This is a genomic window from Corynebacterium sp. CNCTC7651 (assembly GCF_021496665.1).
Classification (GTDB): Bacteria; Actinomycetota; Actinomycetes; order Mycobacteriales; family Mycobacteriaceae; genus Corynebacterium.
This window is the reverse complement of the sequence record NZ_CP071246.1, coordinates 848439-866690: the sequence shown is the minus strand read 5'-3', so window position 1 is coordinate 866690 and position 18252 is coordinate 848439. Positions and strand designations below refer to the sequence as shown.

The following is an 18252-nucleotide window of genomic DNA, read 5'->3' as shown; positions in this document are numbered from 1 at the left end:
GGAGACTCTCAGCGCCGCCGGGGGCAGCCCCGGAGACTCTCAGCGCCGCTGGCGGCAGCCCCGGAGACTCTCAGCGCCGCTGGCGGCAGCCCCGCACCCTACGCGCCGGTGACCTCGGCGGTGACGGGACCGGCAACGTCAAGTTCGTGGACTTTGAGGCCGGCGGAGCGGGCGTCGTCAAGCAGGGCCCGAAGCTTATCGTCGGTGTCGCCGGTAAGGAGCACCATCGCGGTCGGGCCGGCGCCGGAAAGGTACGCAGCGTAGCCGCGGTTGCGCAGGCGGTTGACCCACTCGGCGGTCACGGGGAGCACGTCGGCGCGATAGGGCTGGTGGAGGCGGTCGCGGGTGCCCTCCCAAAGCAGCTCGGGGTGGGACTGTAGGGCGGCCGTCATCACCGCGGTGCGGGAGACGTTGAAGCGGGCGTCCACGTGCGTGACGTGGGACGGCAGCACCTTGCGCACCGCGTTGGTGGAGGCGTGGAAGTCCGGCACCAGGGCGATGGCGCGGATGGAGGAATACACCGGGATGCGCACGGCGCGGTACACCGGCTTAGAGCGCCCATCCACCGGGATGTCCGTCCAGCTCACCACCGCGCCACCGAGGGCAGACGCGCCGGCGTTATCGGGGTGGCCCTCGAACTCGGAGGACAGCTGCACCACGGCGTCGCTATCAAGCGGGAAGCCCGCCAGCGCGTTCGCCGCCACAACACCCGCGACCGCGGCGGCTGCGGAGGAGCCCAACCCGCGGGACTGCGGAATGGAGTTGTGGCACACCACCCGGAGGCCGGGCGCATCCACGTCCGCGGCCTTGAGGCCGGAGCGGATCGCGCGAACCACCAGGTGGGAGCCGTCGCGGGGCAGGTCGTCCGCGCCCTCGCCGAAGATCTCCACCTCGAGGCCGCTGGAGGTGACCTCAACCTCAACCGTGTCGTAGATCCCCACGGCCAAGCCGAGCGTGTCAAAGCCCGGGCCCAGGTTCGCGGAGGAACCCGGCACCTTCACCGTCGCCTTCAGGCCAACAGGCAGATCAGTTGCCACAGTCAATCCTCCTTTACGCGCCGAGGCGGATCACGGAGTTGACGCTGCGGACATCCTCGTGGCCCTCGAGCCTCTCGACGATCTCCTGCAGGTTGCGCTCCTGCGCGGCGTGGGTGACCACGATCAGGTGGGCGCCGTCGCCGGATTCCTCCTGGCGCACGGCGGACAGAGACACGTTCGAATCCGCGAACTGCCGTGCCAGATCTGCCAGCACACCCACGCGGTCATTCACCGTCATGTTGATGTGGTAGCGCGTCTCCACCTCCTCGAAGCCCACAACCGGGTAGTTCGCGTACAGGTTCTCCGCCGGCGCGCGCCCGCCGTGCACCTTGTTGCGCGCGGCACCAACCAGGTCGCCCAGCACGGCGGACGCAGTCGGGGCACCGCCGGCGCCGTTGCCGTAGAACATCAGGCGGCCAGCAGCCTCGGCCTCGACGAAGATCGCGTTGTAGCTCTTGTCCACCGTGGCCAGCGGGTGATCGTTGGGCACCAGCGTCGGGTGCACGCGCGCGTTGACGGCGCGGGTGTTGCCGTCCTCGTCCAAGAGGCGCTCGCAGATGGCCAACAGCTTGATGGTCTGGTTCGCCTTCTTGGCGGCGGCGATATCGTCCGCAGTAATCTGCGTGATGCCCTCGCAGTGCACGTCGTCAAAGGTCACGCGGGTGTGGAAGCCCATGGACGCCAGGATCGCAGCCTTCGATGCCGCGTCGTGCCCCTCCACGTCCGCCGTCGGGTCCGCCTCCGCGTAGCCCAGGCGGGTGGCCTCCGCCAGCGCTTCCTCGTACGTTGCGCCGGTGGTCGCCATCGCGTCGAGGATGAAGTTCGTGGTGCCGTTGACAATGCCGGAGATGCGCTGCACCTGGTCACCGGCCAGCGAGCGGCGCAGCATGCCCACAACCGGGATCGCCGCCGCCACCGCGGCCTCGTAGTACAGGTCCACGCCGGCCTCATTCGCCGCGTCCGCCAGCTCGGAGCCGTGCGCCGCCACCAGCGCCTTGTTCGCGGTGACCACGGACTTGCCGGAGCGCAGGGCCTTGAGCACCAGCTCGCGCGGGTAATCGATGCCGCCGATCACCTCAACAACAACGTCCACGTCGTCGCGCTCGATCAGCTCGTGCGCGTTGTCCGTCAGGTACAGGCCCTGGACTTCCGGGGCATTCTTGTGCTTATCGACGTTCGCAACAGCCACGCCCCGCACCACAATCGGCCCGCCAATTCGCTGCTCCAGGTTGTAGGAAAACTCCTTAAGCAGCTGCAGCACGCCAGTGCCCACGGTGCCCTTGCCCAGAATGGCGACACCGACAGGCTCGCCGACGCCCTTGCCGGGGTAGTTACCGTTGCTCTCGGGGCTGGTCATCAGATCCTCGTTTCGTTGCAAAAGTCGCAGTACCGTGCCGTCAACCGGCACAACTGCGCGCTAGTCTAACTGGTCCCCCAGCACACCCGCCCTCTAGTATTCGCGGGCCAGGATGTCCTCCACCGTCTCGCGGCGCACCATCGGTGTGACGCGGCCAGCGCGAACGCTGACCACCGCCGGGCGGCCGAAGGAGTTGTAGTTCGACGCCATCGGATAGCAGTAGGCACCCGTCGCTGCCAGCACAATCAGGTCGCCCGGAGCGATGTCGTCGGGCCACTTTACGTCCTCGATAAGGATGTCGCCGCTCTCGCAGTGCGAGCCCACCAGGCGCGTCGCCGTCGGCGTGCCCTCGGTGAAGCGGTTGGCCACGCGGGCGTCGTAAAGAGCCCCGTAGAGCGAGGGGCGGATGTTGTCGCTCATGCCGCCGTCGACGGCGATGTAGCGGCGCGACGTGGTGTAGGAGGTGTCCACGTCCTTGATCACGCCGGCGGTGTAGACGGTCACGGCGGCGGGGCCGGCGATCGCGCGGCCCGGCTCAACCACCACGGTCGGTGCGGAAATACCGAGCTCATCCGCCGCTTCCTGTACGGCGCGCAGCAGGTCCTGCGCCACAAGTGCAACATCCAGCGGCTCCTCGCCCGGCATGTAGGCGATGCCGTAGCCGCCGCCCAGGTCCAGGTAGTCCAGGGCCACGCCGCGCTCGTTGAAAATCTGGGCGTAGAGGCCAAGCACGCGCTCGGCGGCCAGCTTGAAACCCTCCGCGTCGAACACCTGGGAGCCAACGTGGCAGTGCAGGCCGGTGAGCTCTAGGTGCTCCGCCTCGATGGCGGCCACCGCAGCGCGGTACGCTTCGCCGGAAGCCAGCGAGATGCCGAACTTCTGGTCCTCGTGCGAGGTGGCGATGAATTCGTGCGTGTGCGCGTCTACACCAGGCTTGACGCGGATGAACACGTCCTGGCTCGCACCAAGCTCACCCGCTACTGCCTCCAGCTGCGCAAGCTCCTGGTGGGAGTCAATCACCACGTGTCCCACGCGGGACTCCACGCACAGGCGCAAAAACGCCTCGGACTTGTTGTTGCCGTGCACCGTGATGCGCTCCGGCGGGAAATCCGCAGCCAGCGCAATGCGCAGCTCATTCTCGCTGGCAACGTCCAGCGCCAAGCCCTCTTCTTCGACCCACTTGGCTACGCGTCGCGTGAGGAACGCCTTAGACGCGTAGTGCACGTTGCCGGCGCCGCGGAACGCCTCGGCCATGTCCCGGCAGCGGGAGCGGAAATCATCCTCATCCACCACCATCACGGGCGTGCCGTACTCTTCGGCGATCTCGGTCAGCGGCACCCCGGCGATGGTGATCACGCCGTCCTCCTCGCGCTTGGCGCAGCGCGGCCAGACGTGGGCAGGCAGGTCGTTGAACGTGCCGGCATCCTCCCCGTACGGGGTAGAGATAAATACAGTCATGCTCTAAGAACCCCTACATCCGCTCCGGCGCGGACACACCGATCAGGCCCAGCGCGTTGGCCAGTACCTGGCGCGTGGCGCGGGCCAGCTCAAGGCGCGCGGCGTGGATCGGCTCCGGGTCCTCGCCCTGCTTGGGCAGGATCTGGCAGGAGTCGTAGAACTTGTGGAAGGCACTCGCCAGCTCCTCGGCGTAGCGGGCGATGCGGTGCGGCTCTCGCAGCTCCGCCGCGGCCTTCACCACCGCCGGGAACTCGCCGAGGGTGCGGATCAGGTCGCCCTCCTTCTCGTGGTTCAGCAGGCCGTAGTCCACATCGCCCGACCCGTCAGCGGCCTTTTCGCCGCCAACACCAGCCTCCGCCGCGCGGCGCTCGATGGAGCACAGGCGCGCGTGCGCGTACTGCACGTAGTAGACGGGGTTGTCCGAGGACTGCTTGGTCCACAGGTCCAGGTCAATATCCAGCCCGGAGTCCACGGAGGAGCGCACCAGCGCGTAGCGCGCGCCGTCCACGCCGATCGCGTCCACCAGGTCCTCCAGCGTGATCACCGTGCCGGCGCGCTTGGACATCTTCACGGCCTCGCCGTCGCGCACAAGGTTCACCAGCTGGCCAATCAGCACCTCCACGGCCGCCGGGTCATACCCCAGCGCCTGGGCGGCGGCGCGCAGACGCGCGATGTAGCCGTGGTGGTCCGCACCCAGCATGTAAATCGCCAGCGTGTGCCCGCGGTCGAACTTGTCCGCCACGTACGCGATGTCGCCGGCAATGTACGCCGCGTTGCCGTCGGACTTAATCACCACACGGTCCTTGTCGTCGCCGAAATCGGTGGAGCGCAGCCACCACGCGCCCTCGGCCTCGTACAGGTTGCCGTTGCCCTTCAGCGTCTGAATCGCCTTGTCCACCGCGCCGGACTCGAACAGGGAGTTCTCGTGGAAGTACACGTCAAAGTCCACGCCGAATTCGTGCAGCGACTGCTTGATCTGCGCAAACATCATCTCCACACCCTCGGCGCGGAACAACTCCTGCACCTCGGCCGCGTCCCCCTCGACAGCTGCAGGGCCATGCTTATCGACGATCGCCTGCGCAATCTCCCTGATGTACCCGCCGCCGTAGCCGTCCTCCGGGGTCGGCTCGTTCTTCGCGGCCGCCACGAGGGAGCGGGCGAAGCGGTCGATCTGGCCGCCGTGGTCGTTGAAGTAGTACTCGCGCGTCACCTCTGCGCCGGAGGCCTCCAGCACGCGGCCGAGCGAGTCGCCCACCGCAGCCCAGCGTGTGCCGCCCAAGTGGATCGGCCCGGTCGGGTTGGCGGAAACGAATTCGAGGTTGATCTTCTGACCGTCGTAAAGCGAAGAAGCCCCGTAGGCGGCACCCTGCTCCAGGATCTGCGCAACGAGCTGCCCCTGCGCGTCGCTGGCCAGGCGCAGGTTGATGAAGCCCGGGCCGGCGATCTCGGCGGATTCGACTGCGGGGTGGTTCAAAAGCGCGTCGGCAAGCAGCTGGCCCAGCTCGCGCGGGTTCATGCCCACCTTCTTCGCCACCTGCAGCGCAACGTTGGTGGCGTAATCGCCGTGTTCCGGGTTGCGAGGGCGCTCAACGGTGACCACCTCCGGAACCGCGTCGGTGTCCAGGTCGCGTGCGCGCAGCACGTCCACGGTGATCTGCCGGATGGTGGATGCAAGGTCCGCTGGTGTCATGGGGGCCAAGTGTAATTCAGCTTTTCCCGGCCTTCTCCATGCCCTCTCCCCACCCCCGGACCAACCAGATGGTTACCCCCGCAAAACGATAAAACACCAGCTATACGTGCGCGGAGAAAAACGTGGCCCAAATCTCGTTGCCCAAAGTGGCAGATAAGTATGAATAGCATTCGCACAATGTCATAATTCGCTGTGGATCACAGAGCCGTGCATGCATGATGTGCCCCACACAGACGCGTTCCGGCCGGCCCTGATTTCCGTAGCTTCAGTCCCCGGGCGCGCGTCGCGTCGCGCGCACCTCCCGACTCGCTTACAAGGAGCGTGTTCATGAACCAATTCCAGGTGTTCACCGATGCTGTCGGGGGCAGCGTCGGACTCTCAGCGCTGGTATCCACCCTGCCGCTGATCACCTTCTTCATCATGCTGCTGGGCGTCAAGGCCCGCGCACACACCTCGGCACTTGTCGCCCTGGCAGTTGCCATCCTGGTGGCCATCTTCGGCTTCCACATGCCCACCGCCATGGCCCTGTCCTCCGCGCTGCGCGGCGGCCTCTACGGCCTCTTCCCCATCGTGTGGACCATCCTCAGCGCGATCTGGTTCTACCAGATCACCGTGGCCTCCGGCCGCTTCGAGGACCTGCGCCTGGTCTTTGACAAGATGGGCAACGGCGACGTACGCATCCAGGCCATGCTCATCGCGTTCTGCTTCGGTGGCCTGCTTGAAGCCCTCGCCGGCTTCGGCGCCCCGGTTGCCATTACCGCAACGATGATCCTCACCCTGGGCATCCCGCCGCTGCGCGCCGCTACCATCGTGCTGCTTGCCAACACCGCCCCGGTGGCCTTCGGTGCCGTGGCTATCCCGATCACCACCGCCGGTGACGTGGGCGGCCGTACCCTGGAGCAGACCCAGAACATCGCCGCCATCGTGGGCCACCAGACCCCGTTCCTGGCGTTCTTCGTGCCGTTCATCATTGCCTTCCTGGTCGACGGCTGGCGCGGCGTGAAGGAGACCGCCCCGGCGGCCTTCGTCATCGGCCTGTCCTTCGGTATCGCGCAGTGGTGGACCTCCAACTTCTTCCAGTACCAGCTCACCGACGTGGTGGCCTGCATCGTGGCACTGGGCGCCGCCTTCGTGCTCCTGCGGTTCTGGAAGCCGGTTGGCGTGCCTGAGCTGCGCCAGCGCCTGGGGCTCGAGGTGGAGGGCCACTCCTCCGACGAGATCCACCTGCCGGCCAACCGCGTGTGGATGGCCCTGCTGCCGTACGCCATCGTGGTTGTCATCTTCGGTATTGCCAACCTGGGCACCACCATCCCGAACTGGCTGAAGAGCTTCAAGATCTCCTTCCCGTGGCCGGGCATTGAGACCGGCAAGCTGCTCAACGCCGCGGGCGGCGATGTGAAGACGGACTACTCCTTCGCCTACATCAACAACCCGGGCACGCTGCTGATCATCTCCGGCCTGATCGTGACCATCATCTACATGATCTGGGACGAGAACGGCCGCTACAAGCTCACCTGGGGCCAGGTGGGCAAGGAGTTCACGGACACCGCGTACCGCATGCGCTGGTCCGCAGCCACCATCTTCCTGGTCCTGGCGCTGGCGTTTGTGATGAACTACTCCGGCCAGACCGTGACCATCGGCGAGTACTTCGCCAACCTCGGCCCGGCCTTCGCCTTCCTCGCGCCGGTCCTCGGCTGGGTGGGCGTGGCCGTCACCGCTCCGACACCTCGGCGAACGCCCTGTTTGCAAACCTGCAGGTCACGGCGGCGGACCGCCTGGGCCTCAACCCGGACCTCATGCTGGCCGCCAACACCACCGGTGGTGTTGTGGGCAAGATGATCTCCCCGCAGTCCCTTGCCATCGCCGCCACCTCGGTGAACATGGAGGGCAAGGAGTCCGAGATCTTCAAGAAGGTCGTCCCGTGGTCCTTCGCCTTCCTGCTCGCCGTCTGCCTGATGGTGTTCCTGCAGACGAACGTCCTTTCCGGCCTCGCACCGGTTGTCCCGTAGTAAAATCACACCTGTACCACTGGAGTCCCGCTGACCAGTTGGTTGGCGGGGCTTCTGTGTATCGCTTGACCGCATAACCGCTGTTTACCTACCCCCCTTTTAAGGAGCCCACATGCGAGTAGCGCTGTTCTCTACTTGTATCGGTGACGCCCTCTTCCCCGACGCGCACAAGGCTTCCGCCCTGGTGCTTTCCCGCCTCGGATTCGAAGTAGTGTTCCCGGAGTCGCAGACCTGCTGCGGCCAGATGCACGTCAACACCGGCTACCAGGAGCAGGCTGTGCCGATCATTGAGACGTACGTCGACACCTTCTCCGACCCGTCCATCGACTACGTGGTTGTCCCCTCGGGCTCCTGCACCGGCGCCGTGCGCGAGCAGCACGTGCGCATTGCGGACCGTTACGGGAGCAAGGCGCTTGCCGACGGCGCTGAGAAGACCGCCAAGAAGACCTATGACCTGTCCGAGTTCATCGTGGACGTGGCCGGCACTTACGACGTGGGTGCGTTCTTCCCGCACCGCGTGACCTACCACGCTTCCTGCCACTCCAAGCGCTTCATCAAGGTGGGCGAGCGTCCGAAGGACCTGCTGCGCGCCGTTGAGGGCCTGGAGCTGGTGGACCTGCCGAATGAGGAGGAGTGCTGCGGCTTCGGCGGCACCTTCGCAGTGAAGATGAGCGAGGTCTCCGCCGCCATGGTGTCGGACAAGACCCGCCACATCAAGGACACGAAGGCGGAGTACGTCACCGCGGGTGACTCTTCCTGCCTGATGAACATCGCGGGCGCGATGAGCCGCCAGCACAGCGGTATCCGCGCCGTGCACATGGCTGAGATCCTGGCTTCCACCAAGGAGCACCCGTGGACGCCGACGTCGGCCGCTTACTCGAAGGAGAAGATGCTGTGAAAGTTGCACTTGGCAAGCCCACGATGCCGCCGCACGCCGTCGGCCCGAACCACCTGCGCGGCAGCGAAAAGTTCCAGAAAGCGGCCCACCGCGAGCTGGACAACGTAACCAAGCGCCGCAATCTCAACTACGCCACCACCACCATCCGCGTGAAGCGCCAGGGCGTGGTGGATGAGGTCGCGGACTGGCAGGATCTGCGCACCGCCGGCTCCACCATCAAGCAGGACGTTGCTGCGCGCATGCCGGAGCTGCTGGAGGAGTTTGAGCGCAACGTCACCGCCCGCGGCGGCCACGTGCACTGGGCCCGCGACTCCAAGGAGGCGAACGAGATCATCGCCCGCCTCATCGAGGAGACGGGCGAGAAGAACGTGGTCAAGATCAAGTCCATGGCCACCCAGGAGATCGCGCTCAACGAAGAGCTGGAGAAGCGCGGCATCTTCGCCCAGGAGACCGACCTGGCGGAGCTGATTGTCCAGCTGGGCGAGGATTTCCCGTCCCACATCCTGGTGCCGGCGATCCACCGTAACCGCGCCGAGATCCGCGACATCTTCGTGGAGAAGATGCCGAACACGGATGACACCCTGACCGCCAACCCGCCGGAGCTGGCCGAGGCTGCGCGCTCCTACCTGCGCGAGCAGTTCATGAAGGCCAAGGTGGCCATCTCCGGCGTGAACTTCGGTATCGCCGAGACCGGCACCGTCTCCATCGTGGAGTCTGAGGGCAACGGCCGCATGTGCCTGACCCTGCCGGAGACCCTGATCTCCGTCATGGGCATTGAGAAGCTCTTGCCGACGTACGACGATCTCGGCGTGTTCCTCCAGCTCCTGCCGCGCTCCTCCACCGGCGAGCGCATGAACCCGTACACCTCCCTATGGACTGGTGTGACGGAGGGCGACGGCCCGCAGAACTTCCACATCGTGCTGATCGACAACGGCCGCACCGCTGCCCTGTCCAGCGAGATCGGCCGCGAGGCACTGAAGTGCATCCGCTGCTCCGCCTGCCTGAACGTTTGCCCGGTCTACGAGCGCGCAGGCGGCCACTCCTACGGCTCCACCTACCCGGGCCCGATCGGCGCCATCCTCACCCCGCAGCTGACCGGCATCGACTCCACGGATGACCCGAACGGCTCCCTGCCGTTCGCGTCCTCCCTGTGCGGCCGCTGCGACGAGGTGTGCCCGGTGCGCATCCCGATCACGGACATCCTGCTTGGAGCTGCGCCACCAGAAGGTGAAGAATGAGACCCCGTTCCTGGAGTCCAAGGCCTTCGGCATGATCAGCCTCCTGTGGGGCAACGCTGGTCTGTGGAACCGCGCCGTGCGCATGGTTGCCCTGGGCCGCCTCCTTGGCGGCGGCAACGGCGAGATCAGCACCATGCCGCCGCCGATCAGCGGCTGGACCGAGTACCGCGACGTGGCTGTGCCGCCGAAGAAGTCTTTCCGCCAGTGGTGGGATACGGACGAGGCGCAGGACCTTTTGGCTGAAGCCCGCCGCGAGGGCATCCCGGGCCGCGGCCCGGGCATCGGCTTGGACCCGAACAACGCAACTGACCGTCTCGCCGGACCGAATGAGGAGTTGTAGGCAATGACCAGCAAAGTAACCGCCGGCGGCGCGGCTGGCGCCGACCGCGCAGGCAAGTTCGGCTCTTTCGGCGACGATGAGCGCCGCAACGCCGACGCGAAGAAGGAAATGCTGAAGCGCATCCGCAACGCGCAGCAGCTCTCCAACGCCCCGGCGCACGTCGAGGCAATCCGCAACTACCGCACCGAGTCCGACCTGAACGCCGAGGAACTGCGCGAGATGTTGATCGACCGCCTCCTGGACTACAAGGCCACCGTGGTGGAAACCACGGAGGAGACCTTGGGCGAGGACATCGCGAAGATCCTGGCGGAGCGTGAGGCGACCGACATCGTCTACGCCCCCGGCATGGACGCCGCGCTTTTCGACGCTTTCCAGGGCGAGGCGCGTGCCGACGATCCTTCGAGCGACCCCCGCGACCTCGGCCCCATCGGTGCCGCGGTCACGGATTCCAAGGTGACCTCCGCGCAGACCGGCACCATCGTGCTGGAGGCCGGCCCGGAGTGCGGCCGCCGCGCACTGTCCCTGGTGCCGGACCGCCACGTGGTCATCGTCCGCCCGGAGACCGTGGTCTACGGCGTACCGGAGCTGATTGCCCGCCTAGACCCGGAGAAGCCGACCACCATGATTTCCGGCGGCTCCGCTACCTCCGACATTGAGCTCGTGCGCGTCGAGGGTGTCCACGGCCCGCGCGACCTGATCGTGATGGTTGTGCACTAGCCGCCACTCGCACCCGGCTAGCCGCCGCGAACCGCCGAAGCCGGCCGCCCCCTCCCACGGGGTGCGGCCGGTTTTTTGCGTGTCCGAAAGGAAAATCCAAGCGGATTCCAATGTTTTTCCATACACTTTCCTCGGGCAAGCAGAAAGGATCCGCCGTGAAATCTTCCACCTCTCCTCTCCGTCTGTGCACCGCAGTTGCTGCCGGTGTGGGTCTTGCTTTGGCGCCGGTCGGGGCGGCGTCGGCAAGCGAGAACAGCTCCATTACGTGGGAGCCGTGCCCGGTGCACGTCACCGCCAAGGGTGCGCAGTGCGGGCGTGTGGAGGTGCCGATGAACTACGCCAACCCGGACGGGGAGAAGATCACCGTCGGGTTCGTGCGCGTGCCGGCGAAGGACCAGGCTGCGCGCCGCGGCGCGGTGTTCACCAACCCGGGCGGCCCGGGTGTGGACGCGTACGGCTACGTGGGCACCGAGGACGGCAACGCGCTGTGGCCGAAGGAGCTGCTGAACCAGTACGACCTGATTGCGGTTCAGCCGCGCGGCCTGCGCCACTCTACCCAGCTGGAATGCGCGGACCCGGATCTGTCCACCCCGCAGGGCATGCTGAAGACGCAGTTTGATTCCACGGTGACCCCCGGCCGCCTGGTGCGCGACCTGTGCGATCAGAAGCGCCCCGGCTACGTCAACACCATTACCACGGAGTCCAATGTGCGCGACTGGGAGCAGGTGCGCCAGGCGCTGGGCGAGGAGCAGATTTCCATCATCGGCGCGTCCTACGGCACGTACCTCGGCTCCGCCTACGCCACCGCGTACCCGCAGCACACCGACCGCGTGGTGCTGGATTCGGCGGCGGACCCGGAGTTTTTCTGGACGCGCATCGGCGCCAGCCAGGAGCTGGGCTACCAGAACGCGTTGTACGACTACTTCGCCTGGGTCGCGGAGAATGACGCAACGTACCACATGGGCGACACCCCGCTGAAGGCCTACCAGTACTGGTACAACACCATCCTGGCGGAGACGGGGACGAACCCGACTGTCGCTCCCCCGCCGGCGCGCATCGGCGACCTGCCGCCGGGCCTGGAATTCACCGGCCAAGCGGGCGCAGACTTCATCACCTCCACCGGCAAGGCCCGCGTGGAGGCGGAGGGCGCCGCGTCCCGTCTGCGCAACCCGGGCGCGAACCAGGCGAACTCGGAGCTGCTGCTGATGACGCACCAGCTGCTCCCCGTCCCGCTGGCGTGGGACACTATCGCCCGCACCACCAACGGCTCCCTCAAGGCCGAGGTTGAGGCGGCGAAGGCGGAGATGGAGCAGCGCGGCGAGACGATTCCGCAGCCGGATCCGAAGCTGGTCGAGGAGGCCGAGGGCCAGGCTGAGGCCCGCGCAATCCTGATGTCCGTGCAGTCCTGCAACGAGAACGTCGCCCCCGGCGACCCGCGTCTCCTGCCCAAGGCGCTCTGGGCCAGCCACACCGGCGACGTCTTCTCCCTCCCGTTCGCAGCCCTGGGTTCCGGCCTGAGCTGCAACGGCGTCGCCCCCATCGCGGGGCTCATGCCTATCGACGGCTCCCAGCTAGCCACCCAGCCCCTGCAGATCAACGGCACAGGCGATCCGCAGACCGTGTTCCAGGGCCGCCACGCCATCGCGGACGCGATGAATTCCCACCTGGTCACCGTGCACGGCCCCGGCCACGCCCACGTTGGCTCCGGCAACCAGGTTGTGGACCAGGCCGTGGTGGACTACCTGGTCAAGGGCATCTTCGGCCCGCTCGACCTGCCGGGCTTCTTCCAGCAGCCAGCGATGCAGGCTGTCGAGGCCGGCAACGCAGAGGCGCCTGCTGCGGAGGGTGAGGCTGCCGCTGAGGCTGGGGCTGCTGACGAGGTGCCCGCCGCAGAATAGGTTCGCCCCGCGGGCGCACCTGCAGCTACTGTTGCCGAGTAGGTTCACGGCATGAGAAAACCGGCTGGTGCCGTACCAGCCGGTTTTTGGTGCTCAGAAGGGCCTTTGATTACTGCTTGATGCCGGAGCCCTCGATCTCGATCTCAACCTTCTCGCCCACCAGCATACCGCCAGAGTTCAGCGGAGCCTGGAAGTCGATGCCGTACTCGGTGCGGAGGATGGAGGTCTTTGCCTCGAAGCCGATGCGGGTGTTGCCGAACGGATCCTCCTCCACGCCGAAGGTCTCAACGTCGAAGGTGACCGGCTTGGTGGTCGCCTTGATGGTCAGATCGCCGGTGACGGTGCCGTTGCCAGCAGCGTCGACATCGAAGCTGGTAGCGGTGAAGGTCATCTCCGGGTACTGCTCGACGGCGAAGAAGTCGTCGCCACGCACGTGCGCGTCGCGGTCCTCGTTGCGGGTATCAATGCTGGCGGTGCGAACGGTGCCGGATGCGGTGCTCTCCGCCGGGTTCTCAGCGATGGTGATGGTGGCATCGAAGTCGGAGAACTCGCCGCGCACCTTGGTCACCATTGCGTGACGGACGATAAAACCGATGGAGGTGTGTGCCGGGTCGATGTTGTAGGTGCCGGTCAGGTTAGCCATGTTGAGCCTTTCGTTAGTTTGTTGATATGCCACATAAGTGGCTTGCGGCCCGATGCTAACACCAGCTTGGGGGCCCGTCAACAGTTTTTGGACGTTCCTGCCGCACGGCGAACCCTGGTGCCCCGCCCGCCACACCTGCGCTCTTGCCGCTGAGGCCTACACCCCTGTAGGCCTCACGGAATCCAAGTCACACCAGCAACACGCGACCAGCGCTTTTCCGGTAGGCCTCAGTGCTCAAGGCCGCTGAGGCCTACACCCCTGTAGGCCTCAAGAGCACTGCAGCGAAATCAGTACGGTGGGAGGTATGTCTTTGAAGCGAAAGATTTGTGCAACCATGTCCGCTGTCCTGGCCGCCGCACTGCTTTCCGCCTGCTCCACAGCTACACAGCAGGAACCGGTGACTGCGACACCGAGCGCGCCGGCCGCAGAGTCTGTCGCACCGGCGACCGCCGCCCCGAGCGATGCGCCCGCTTCCGCCGCCCAGGCCGGCCCTGCAGCCGACCTTCCCGCGGCCGTCACTGGTTACACCGGTGAAGCACGCGAGGAAATGGCCGACGACAACGTCACTGAGGCGGATGTTGCCGCCGCCTTGGAAGCAGCCCGCAACGGAAACGCCGAGGTTTCCTGGGATGACGACGGCTACTGGGAGATCGAGTGGAACGACATCGACATTGACATCACCCCGGAGGGAATGGTGCTTGAGGCCGATCGCTAGAACACCGAAGACTCACCAGCAAGGAGGACCATGAACCGCGAGTTTGTGTTCATAGTTTACGTCTCGGATATCGACGCCTCGGTCGCCTTCTACCGCGACCTTCTCCAGCTCCAGATCGACTTCGTCTCCCCTCGCTACGTCACCTTTGGGCTCGGCGATGGGGTGTCGCTTGCGCTGTGGACCGGCAACGCAGAGGCCCTCGATGGGGCGACGAACCGAACGACGGAAGTGTGTCTCAATGTTCCCGCCGAGCAGGTCATTCCCACCTACGAGGAGTGGGCGGACAAGGGAGTCAGACTATTCCGCGAGCCGTACGAGGAAGTCTTCGGCACCACGTTTGTCGTCGCCGATCCCGACGGCAACCTGATCCGAGTGGCCCCGATCGACTAGGCCCCTGGCGGCTAGAGAACGACTACGTCCTTATTACCCGCTCACTCGCGGTGCTTCTTATCCCATCGATGCTTGCGGATGTAAAAGATGGGCAAAATGAAGATGTAGTACCCACCTAGGGACCAAGCGACTGGGATGAGCAAGTTTTCTAGGGTGAAAATGCCGGAATCCTTATCAACGGGAAACACGACATACATTGCGATGAATCCGAGAGGCACGATAACGAAACTCTGCCACCACGGCGGCACCCATGGCGCGCCATTCTCGTCCCGCGCGGCAAGCGCCCCTGCGAAACCCATTTCGAACCTAGATCCCATTTCGAAACTCCCTAGCCAACTCGCTTAAGACGAGGCAAAACCCTCCGGGTAACCCTCAGCGCAAAAATCTCGAGACACCGTAGAAACGCAAAACCCTCGACATCGGGACTTTCACGAAACCTCCTTACCTGTTATATCAGGTCCACGGTTACACCCCGGTTACACCGGGTTTCGCCCCCGGTTACACGACAGAAGTCAATTATATGACGTGAACAGGAGCGCTCCTTGGAACGGGAAGTCAGGAAATTCCGCTTCCGCCTCTTCCTGCCTCTCGGCAAGCTCCACGCTCCACCGTGAACGCTCGACAAGTTCGTCAAAGGTGAGCACCTCCGGTGACTTACGGTTCGAGCGGAAACTTTCAAACCTACGGAACTTCTAGTCAATTAGGTTGCCTTCGGCGCGGCACAAATCGCACATGGGCCGATCACCAGAAACGAGCGTGGTTCAACCAAGTATGCACCGTCGCCAATGTTGTCTCTCGTTGCCCTTCTCGGCAATCCATCCGGCAAGGCTCTCCTTGGCGGCGCGAACCGTCGTCGAACCCCGAGGTGCCCCCTTTGCAAACGGGAATCGAGTCTAGGCTGCGGATGAGGTAGATAAGTTTGGTCGAGCCTTCCCGGTTCAAGATGATGAGGCCATCGAGAGTTGTCCCGTTCGGGGCATTGCTTGGGGCCTGAAAACGGATCTCGCGAACTACGCCAGGCTCGTGCGCAACTTGAATCTCGAGCTGGCGACGCTGTTTTCGCAACTTTGCCGGAATCTCTGCCATCTCTGCTACTTCCACTGTCTCTTGAGCAGCACACACAGTTGCACCGCTACCCGGAACTTGACTAGTTCAGTGATCGCTGTATAGTTCAGCACATGCTGACTATTGCTTCGCGTCTCGACGTGATGAACCGCCTGGGTCGTGCACTGGCCGACCCCACTCGATCCCGGATCATCTTGACCCTGCTCGACCATCCCGCCTACCCGGCGGAACTGTCCCGCGATCTGGACCTGACACGCCCGAACGTGTCCAACCACCTGGCATGCTTGCGCGATTGCGGGATTGTCGTGTCCGAGCCCGAGGGGCGTCGGACGCGATACGAGATCGCCGATCCGCACCTGGCGCAGGCGCTGACTACATTGGTCGATGTCACCTTGGCAGTAGACGAAGACGCCCCATGCATGGATCCCGCCTGCACGCTTCCCGGATGCGACGTAGCTGGGGAGGGCGCGTAATGCTCACCACGGTCTTGCAGGCGATAGGCCTGTTCGCAGTTACCAACATCGACGACATCATCGTGCTCTCCCTCTTCTTCGCGCGAGGGGCAGGCCAGAGCGGCACCACCGCCCGTATTCTGGCCGGCCAGTACCTCGGATTTGCCGGCATCCTCGTCGCCGCGATCCTTGTGACCATCGGCGCCGGAGCATTTCTGCCCCCGGCAGCCATTCCATACTTTGGTCTCATACCACTGGGCCTCGGCCTCTGGGCCGCATGGGAGGCCTGGCGCGGAGACGATGACGACGATGACGACGAGGCCAAGGTTTCCGGCAAGAAGGTCGGCGTAGGGACAGTCGCAGGCGTCACTTTTGCCAATGGCGGCGACAACATCGGTGTCTACACCCCTGTCTTCCTCAGCGTGGAACCTCTCGCAGTAGTCGCCTACTGCGTTATCTTCCTCGCACTCGTTGCGGTCTTGGTGGCCCTGGCAAAGTTCGTCGCCACCCGCCCCCCGATCGCGGAAGTGCTCGAACGCTTTGAGAACATCCTCTTTCCCATCGTTCTCATCGGCCTCGGCATCGTGATCCTCGTCAGCGGCGGAGCCTTCGGGCTCTGACGTAGCGACAGAGTTCCAAACGGCCCCGACCCGACCGGGCGCACCCCTCTCGGTTCAGGCCCCAACAACCCACAGCCAGTTCTGCGTGATCGCAGCAACAAGACCGCCACGAAGCGCTGAAATAACCCGCCACCAAGCGAACGAAATCACAGCCTCTGGGTGATCAGGCGGAGCCGGATTGACGGGCGCCAAAGAAAATTGAAAACCGAGACGCTGGTTTATCAACCATGCCGCGACTGAACTGTCAAGCATGTCGCGACTGATGACATAGTGTCCCCGACAGGATTCGAACCTGCGACCTTCGGTACCGGAAACCGATGCTCTAATCCACTGAGCTACGAAGACGCGCTAGCCAGTAACCGCTAAACGGCGATCAAGCCAACACCGAGAGGTTACCACTGAGCGTTGGCACGCCTGTAATCGCTCCCGGGGTGGGCAGCGGTAGCGGGCCAAGACTGCTCGGCCGAACCACTGGCCCGCTTACCAGCCCGCAGGTCTAGCGCCCCAGCAGCTCCACCACGGCCTCGCCAACGCCCGACGCGCTCATCGGGTTCTGGCCGGTAACCAGGTTGCCGTCCACAACCACGTGCTTGGTCATCGGGACGGTAGCGGTGGAGTACTCGCCCGCTTCGGCCTCGAGCCGCTCTTCCAGGCTGAACGGAACTTCCTCCGCGCGGCGTGCGAGCTTCTCCTCTGCCCAGGAGTAGCCGGTGACTTTCTTTCCGGCGAGGAGGGAGGAACCGTCGGCAAGCGTAACGCCCAGGAGCCCGCAGGGGCCGTGGCAGACGCCGGAGACGATCTTGCCCGCGTCGGCGAAGTGGGCCACTGCGCGGGAGAGATCCTCAGAGTCGAAGTCGAACATCGTGCCGTGGCCGCCGATGAGGTAGATGCCGTCGAACGCGTCGAGGTCGAATGTCGGCGATGGCCGGAGTGTCGTCCAGAAGCGACATGAACTCCGGGTCCTCGTAACGCTTGTTGGTGCCGCCCATCTGGATCACCGGGGTCTTGAGGCTGACCGGGTCAATCGGGATGACGCCGCCGGCGATGCTGGCCAGTTCCACTTCGTGGCCTGCTTCGGTGAGGACGTCGTAGAAGTGAGTGAACTCCCCGAGCCACATGCCTGTACGCAGGCCGGAGGAGGTGTAACGGTGGGCGCTTGTTGATACTGCAAGAATCTTCATGCGGCCCATTACAGCACAGCTTTCCTCCCCAGGTTTCTGCTAAGAAATCGCCCAAGAACACACAGCGCGATGCCATGGCACTCGAGGGTTGCTCCCCCATAATCACTCATGCGCGCGATGACAAGCGTGGCACGGGAAACAATGACAGCGAGACGGCCAGTCGCTTCCGCAAGGGAGTGGCTGGCCGTCTCGTTTCCGTGAGGCGGTGAGTACCTAGAACTCAGCCGGCATGATCATCCAGGAGATGAAGTACGCCAGCAGGCCCGGCATAACGCCCATCAGGGCGAGGATGACAAAGATGATGCGGACCAGGGTGGAGTCAACGCCCAGGTAATCGGCGATGCCGCCGCAGACACCGGCGATCATCTTGTCGGACATGGAGCGGGTGAGGCGCTTCTCTGGCTGCGGTGCGGGGTACGGGGTGCTCATTGTGGGCCACCTTTCAAGGGGAGGGTGTGTTTTCTAACACTTCCCATTGTCCGAACTTTCGGCCGAGCCGGCAACGGGGCAAACCCTGAACTTCGCCCCTGAAGTTTCCCGGGGG

General features: G+C 64.8%; 15 protein-coding genes, 1 tRNA gene and 2 pseudogenes. 9 read left to right on the top strand and 9 right to left on the bottom strand.

All coding sequences use genetic code 11. The features are described 5' to 3' along the window. Positions 1 to 98: 98 nt before the first annotated feature. The 4 genes from thrB to argS all read right to left on the bottom strand — a co-directional run bounded on the left by thrB (position 99) and on the right by argS (position 5542). Positions 99 to 1037 (bottom strand): homoserine kinase, encoded by a 939-nt coding sequence (gene thrB / locus JZY91_RS04210; protein WP_234948703.1) that lies wholly within the window; start codon positions 1035 to 1037, stop codon positions 99 to 101. 13 nt (positions 1038 to 1050) lie between these two features. Next, complete coding sequence (locus JZY91_RS04205) at positions 1051 to 2394, bottom strand: homoserine dehydrogenase (RefSeq protein ID WP_234948702.1); 1344 nt, start codon at positions 2392 to 2394, stop codon at positions 1051 to 1053. 93 nt (positions 2395 to 2487) lie between these two features. Then, the gene (lysA, locus tag JZY91_RS04200) at positions 2488 to 3852 is read right to left on the bottom strand and encodes a diaminopimelate decarboxylase (RefSeq protein ID WP_234948701.1); all 1365 of its coding nucleotides are present in this window, start codon (positions 3850 to 3852) and stop codon (positions 2488 to 2490) included. 13 nt (positions 3853 to 3865) lie between these two features. After that, positions 3866 to 5542: an arginine--tRNA ligase gene (gene argS, locus JZY91_RS04195; protein ID WP_234948700.1), complete on the bottom strand. Its 1677-nt coding sequence runs from the start codon at positions 5540 to 5542 to the stop codon at positions 3866 to 3868. Positions 5543 to 5869: 327 nt separating this feature from the next. Between argS and JZY91_RS04190 the strand changes: the two are divergent. From JZY91_RS04190 to JZY91_RS04170, 5 genes and pseudogenes are all read left to right on the top strand, one after another. Next, positions 5870 to 7551: pseudogene (locus JZY91_RS04190) on the top strand (L-lactate permease). Between the two features lie 112 nt (positions 7552 to 7663). Then, positions 7664 to 8449 carry a (Fe-S)-binding protein gene (locus JZY91_RS04185; protein ID WP_234948699.1) on the top strand — a complete coding sequence of 262 codons (786 nt, stop codon included), beginning with the start codon at positions 7664 to 7666 and terminating at the stop codon, positions 8447 to 8449. Continuing rightward, positions 8446 to 10027, top strand: a pseudogene (locus JZY91_RS04180) (LutB/LldF family L-lactate oxidation iron-sulfur protein). The gene JZY91_RS04185 and the pseudogene JZY91_RS04180 overlap by 4 nt, the downstream one beginning before the upstream one ends. 108 nt (positions 10028 to 10135) lie before the next feature. Next, positions 10136 to 10744, top strand: a complete 609-nt coding sequence (locus JZY91_RS04175) for an LUD domain-containing protein (protein ID WP_234949048.1) — start codon at positions 10136 to 10138, stop codon at positions 10742 to 10744. A 155-nt stretch (positions 10745 to 10899) separates the two neighbouring features. Beyond that, the gene (locus JZY91_RS04170; protein WP_234948698.1) at positions 10900 to 12642 is read left to right on the top strand and encodes an alpha/beta fold hydrolase; all 1743 of its coding nucleotides are present in this window, start codon (positions 10900 to 10902) and stop codon (positions 12640 to 12642) included. A 109-nt stretch (positions 12643 to 12751) separates the two neighbouring features. Here JZY91_RS04170 and JZY91_RS04165 read toward each other — a convergent pair whose 3' ends face one another. Next, on the bottom strand, positions 12752 to 13285 hold the full coding sequence (locus tag JZY91_RS04165; protein WP_234948697.1) for a YceI family protein: 534 nt from the start codon (positions 13283 to 13285) through the stop codon (positions 12752 to 12754). Positions 13286 to 13619: 334 nt separating this feature from the next. On the opposite strand from JZY91_RS04165, the gene JZY91_RS04160 reads away from it, so the two are divergent. The 4 genes from JZY91_RS04160 (at position 13620) to JZY91_RS04145 (ending at position 16527) form a co-directional block, all read left to right on the top strand. Next, on the top strand, positions 13620 to 14000 hold the full coding sequence (locus JZY91_RS04160; RefSeq protein ID WP_234948696.1) for a hypothetical protein: 381 nt from the start codon (positions 13620 to 13622) through the stop codon (positions 13998 to 14000). Positions 14001 to 14030: 30 nt separating this feature from the next. Beyond that, positions 14031 to 14390: a VOC family protein gene (locus JZY91_RS04155; protein WP_234948695.1), complete on the top strand. Its 360-nt coding sequence runs from the start codon at positions 14031 to 14033 to the stop codon at positions 14388 to 14390. Positions 14391 to 15568: 1178 nt separating this feature from the next. Further along, the gene (locus JZY91_RS04150; RefSeq protein WP_234948694.1) at positions 15569 to 15928 is read left to right on the top strand and encodes a helix-turn-helix transcriptional regulator; all 360 of its coding nucleotides are present in this window, start codon (positions 15569 to 15571) and stop codon (positions 15926 to 15928) included. Further along, complete coding sequence (locus tag JZY91_RS04145; RefSeq protein WP_234948693.1) at positions 15928 to 16527, top strand: cadmium resistance transporter; 600 nt, start codon at positions 15928 to 15930, stop codon at positions 16525 to 16527. The genes JZY91_RS04150 and JZY91_RS04145 overlap by 1 nt, the downstream gene beginning before the upstream one ends. A gap of 271 nt (positions 16528 to 16798) precedes the next feature. Here the strand turns inward: JZY91_RS04145 and JZY91_RS04140 are convergent. The 4 genes from JZY91_RS04140 to JZY91_RS04125 form a co-directional block, all read right to left on the bottom strand. Continuing rightward, positions 16799 to 16872 (bottom strand) — tRNA-Arg (locus JZY91_RS04140). Between the two features lie 151 nt (positions 16873 to 17023). Beyond that, positions 17024 to 17389 carry a type 1 glutamine amidotransferase domain-containing protein gene (locus JZY91_RS04135; protein WP_234948692.1) on the bottom strand — a complete coding sequence of 122 codons (366 nt, stop codon included), beginning with the start codon at positions 17387 to 17389 and terminating at the stop codon, positions 17024 to 17026. Continuing rightward, the gene (locus JZY91_RS04130; RefSeq protein ID WP_234948691.1) at positions 17370 to 17708 is read right to left on the bottom strand and encodes a hypothetical protein; all 339 of its coding nucleotides are present in this window, start codon (positions 17706 to 17708) and stop codon (positions 17370 to 17372) included. The genes JZY91_RS04135 and JZY91_RS04130 overlap by 20 nt, the downstream gene beginning before the upstream one ends. Before the next feature lie 213 nt (positions 17709 to 17921). Further along, positions 17922 to 18137: a PspC domain-containing protein gene (locus tag JZY91_RS04125; RefSeq protein ID WP_234948690.1), complete on the bottom strand. Its 216-nt coding sequence runs from the start codon at positions 18135 to 18137 to the stop codon at positions 17922 to 17924. Positions 18138 to 18252 lie beyond the last annotated feature (115 nt).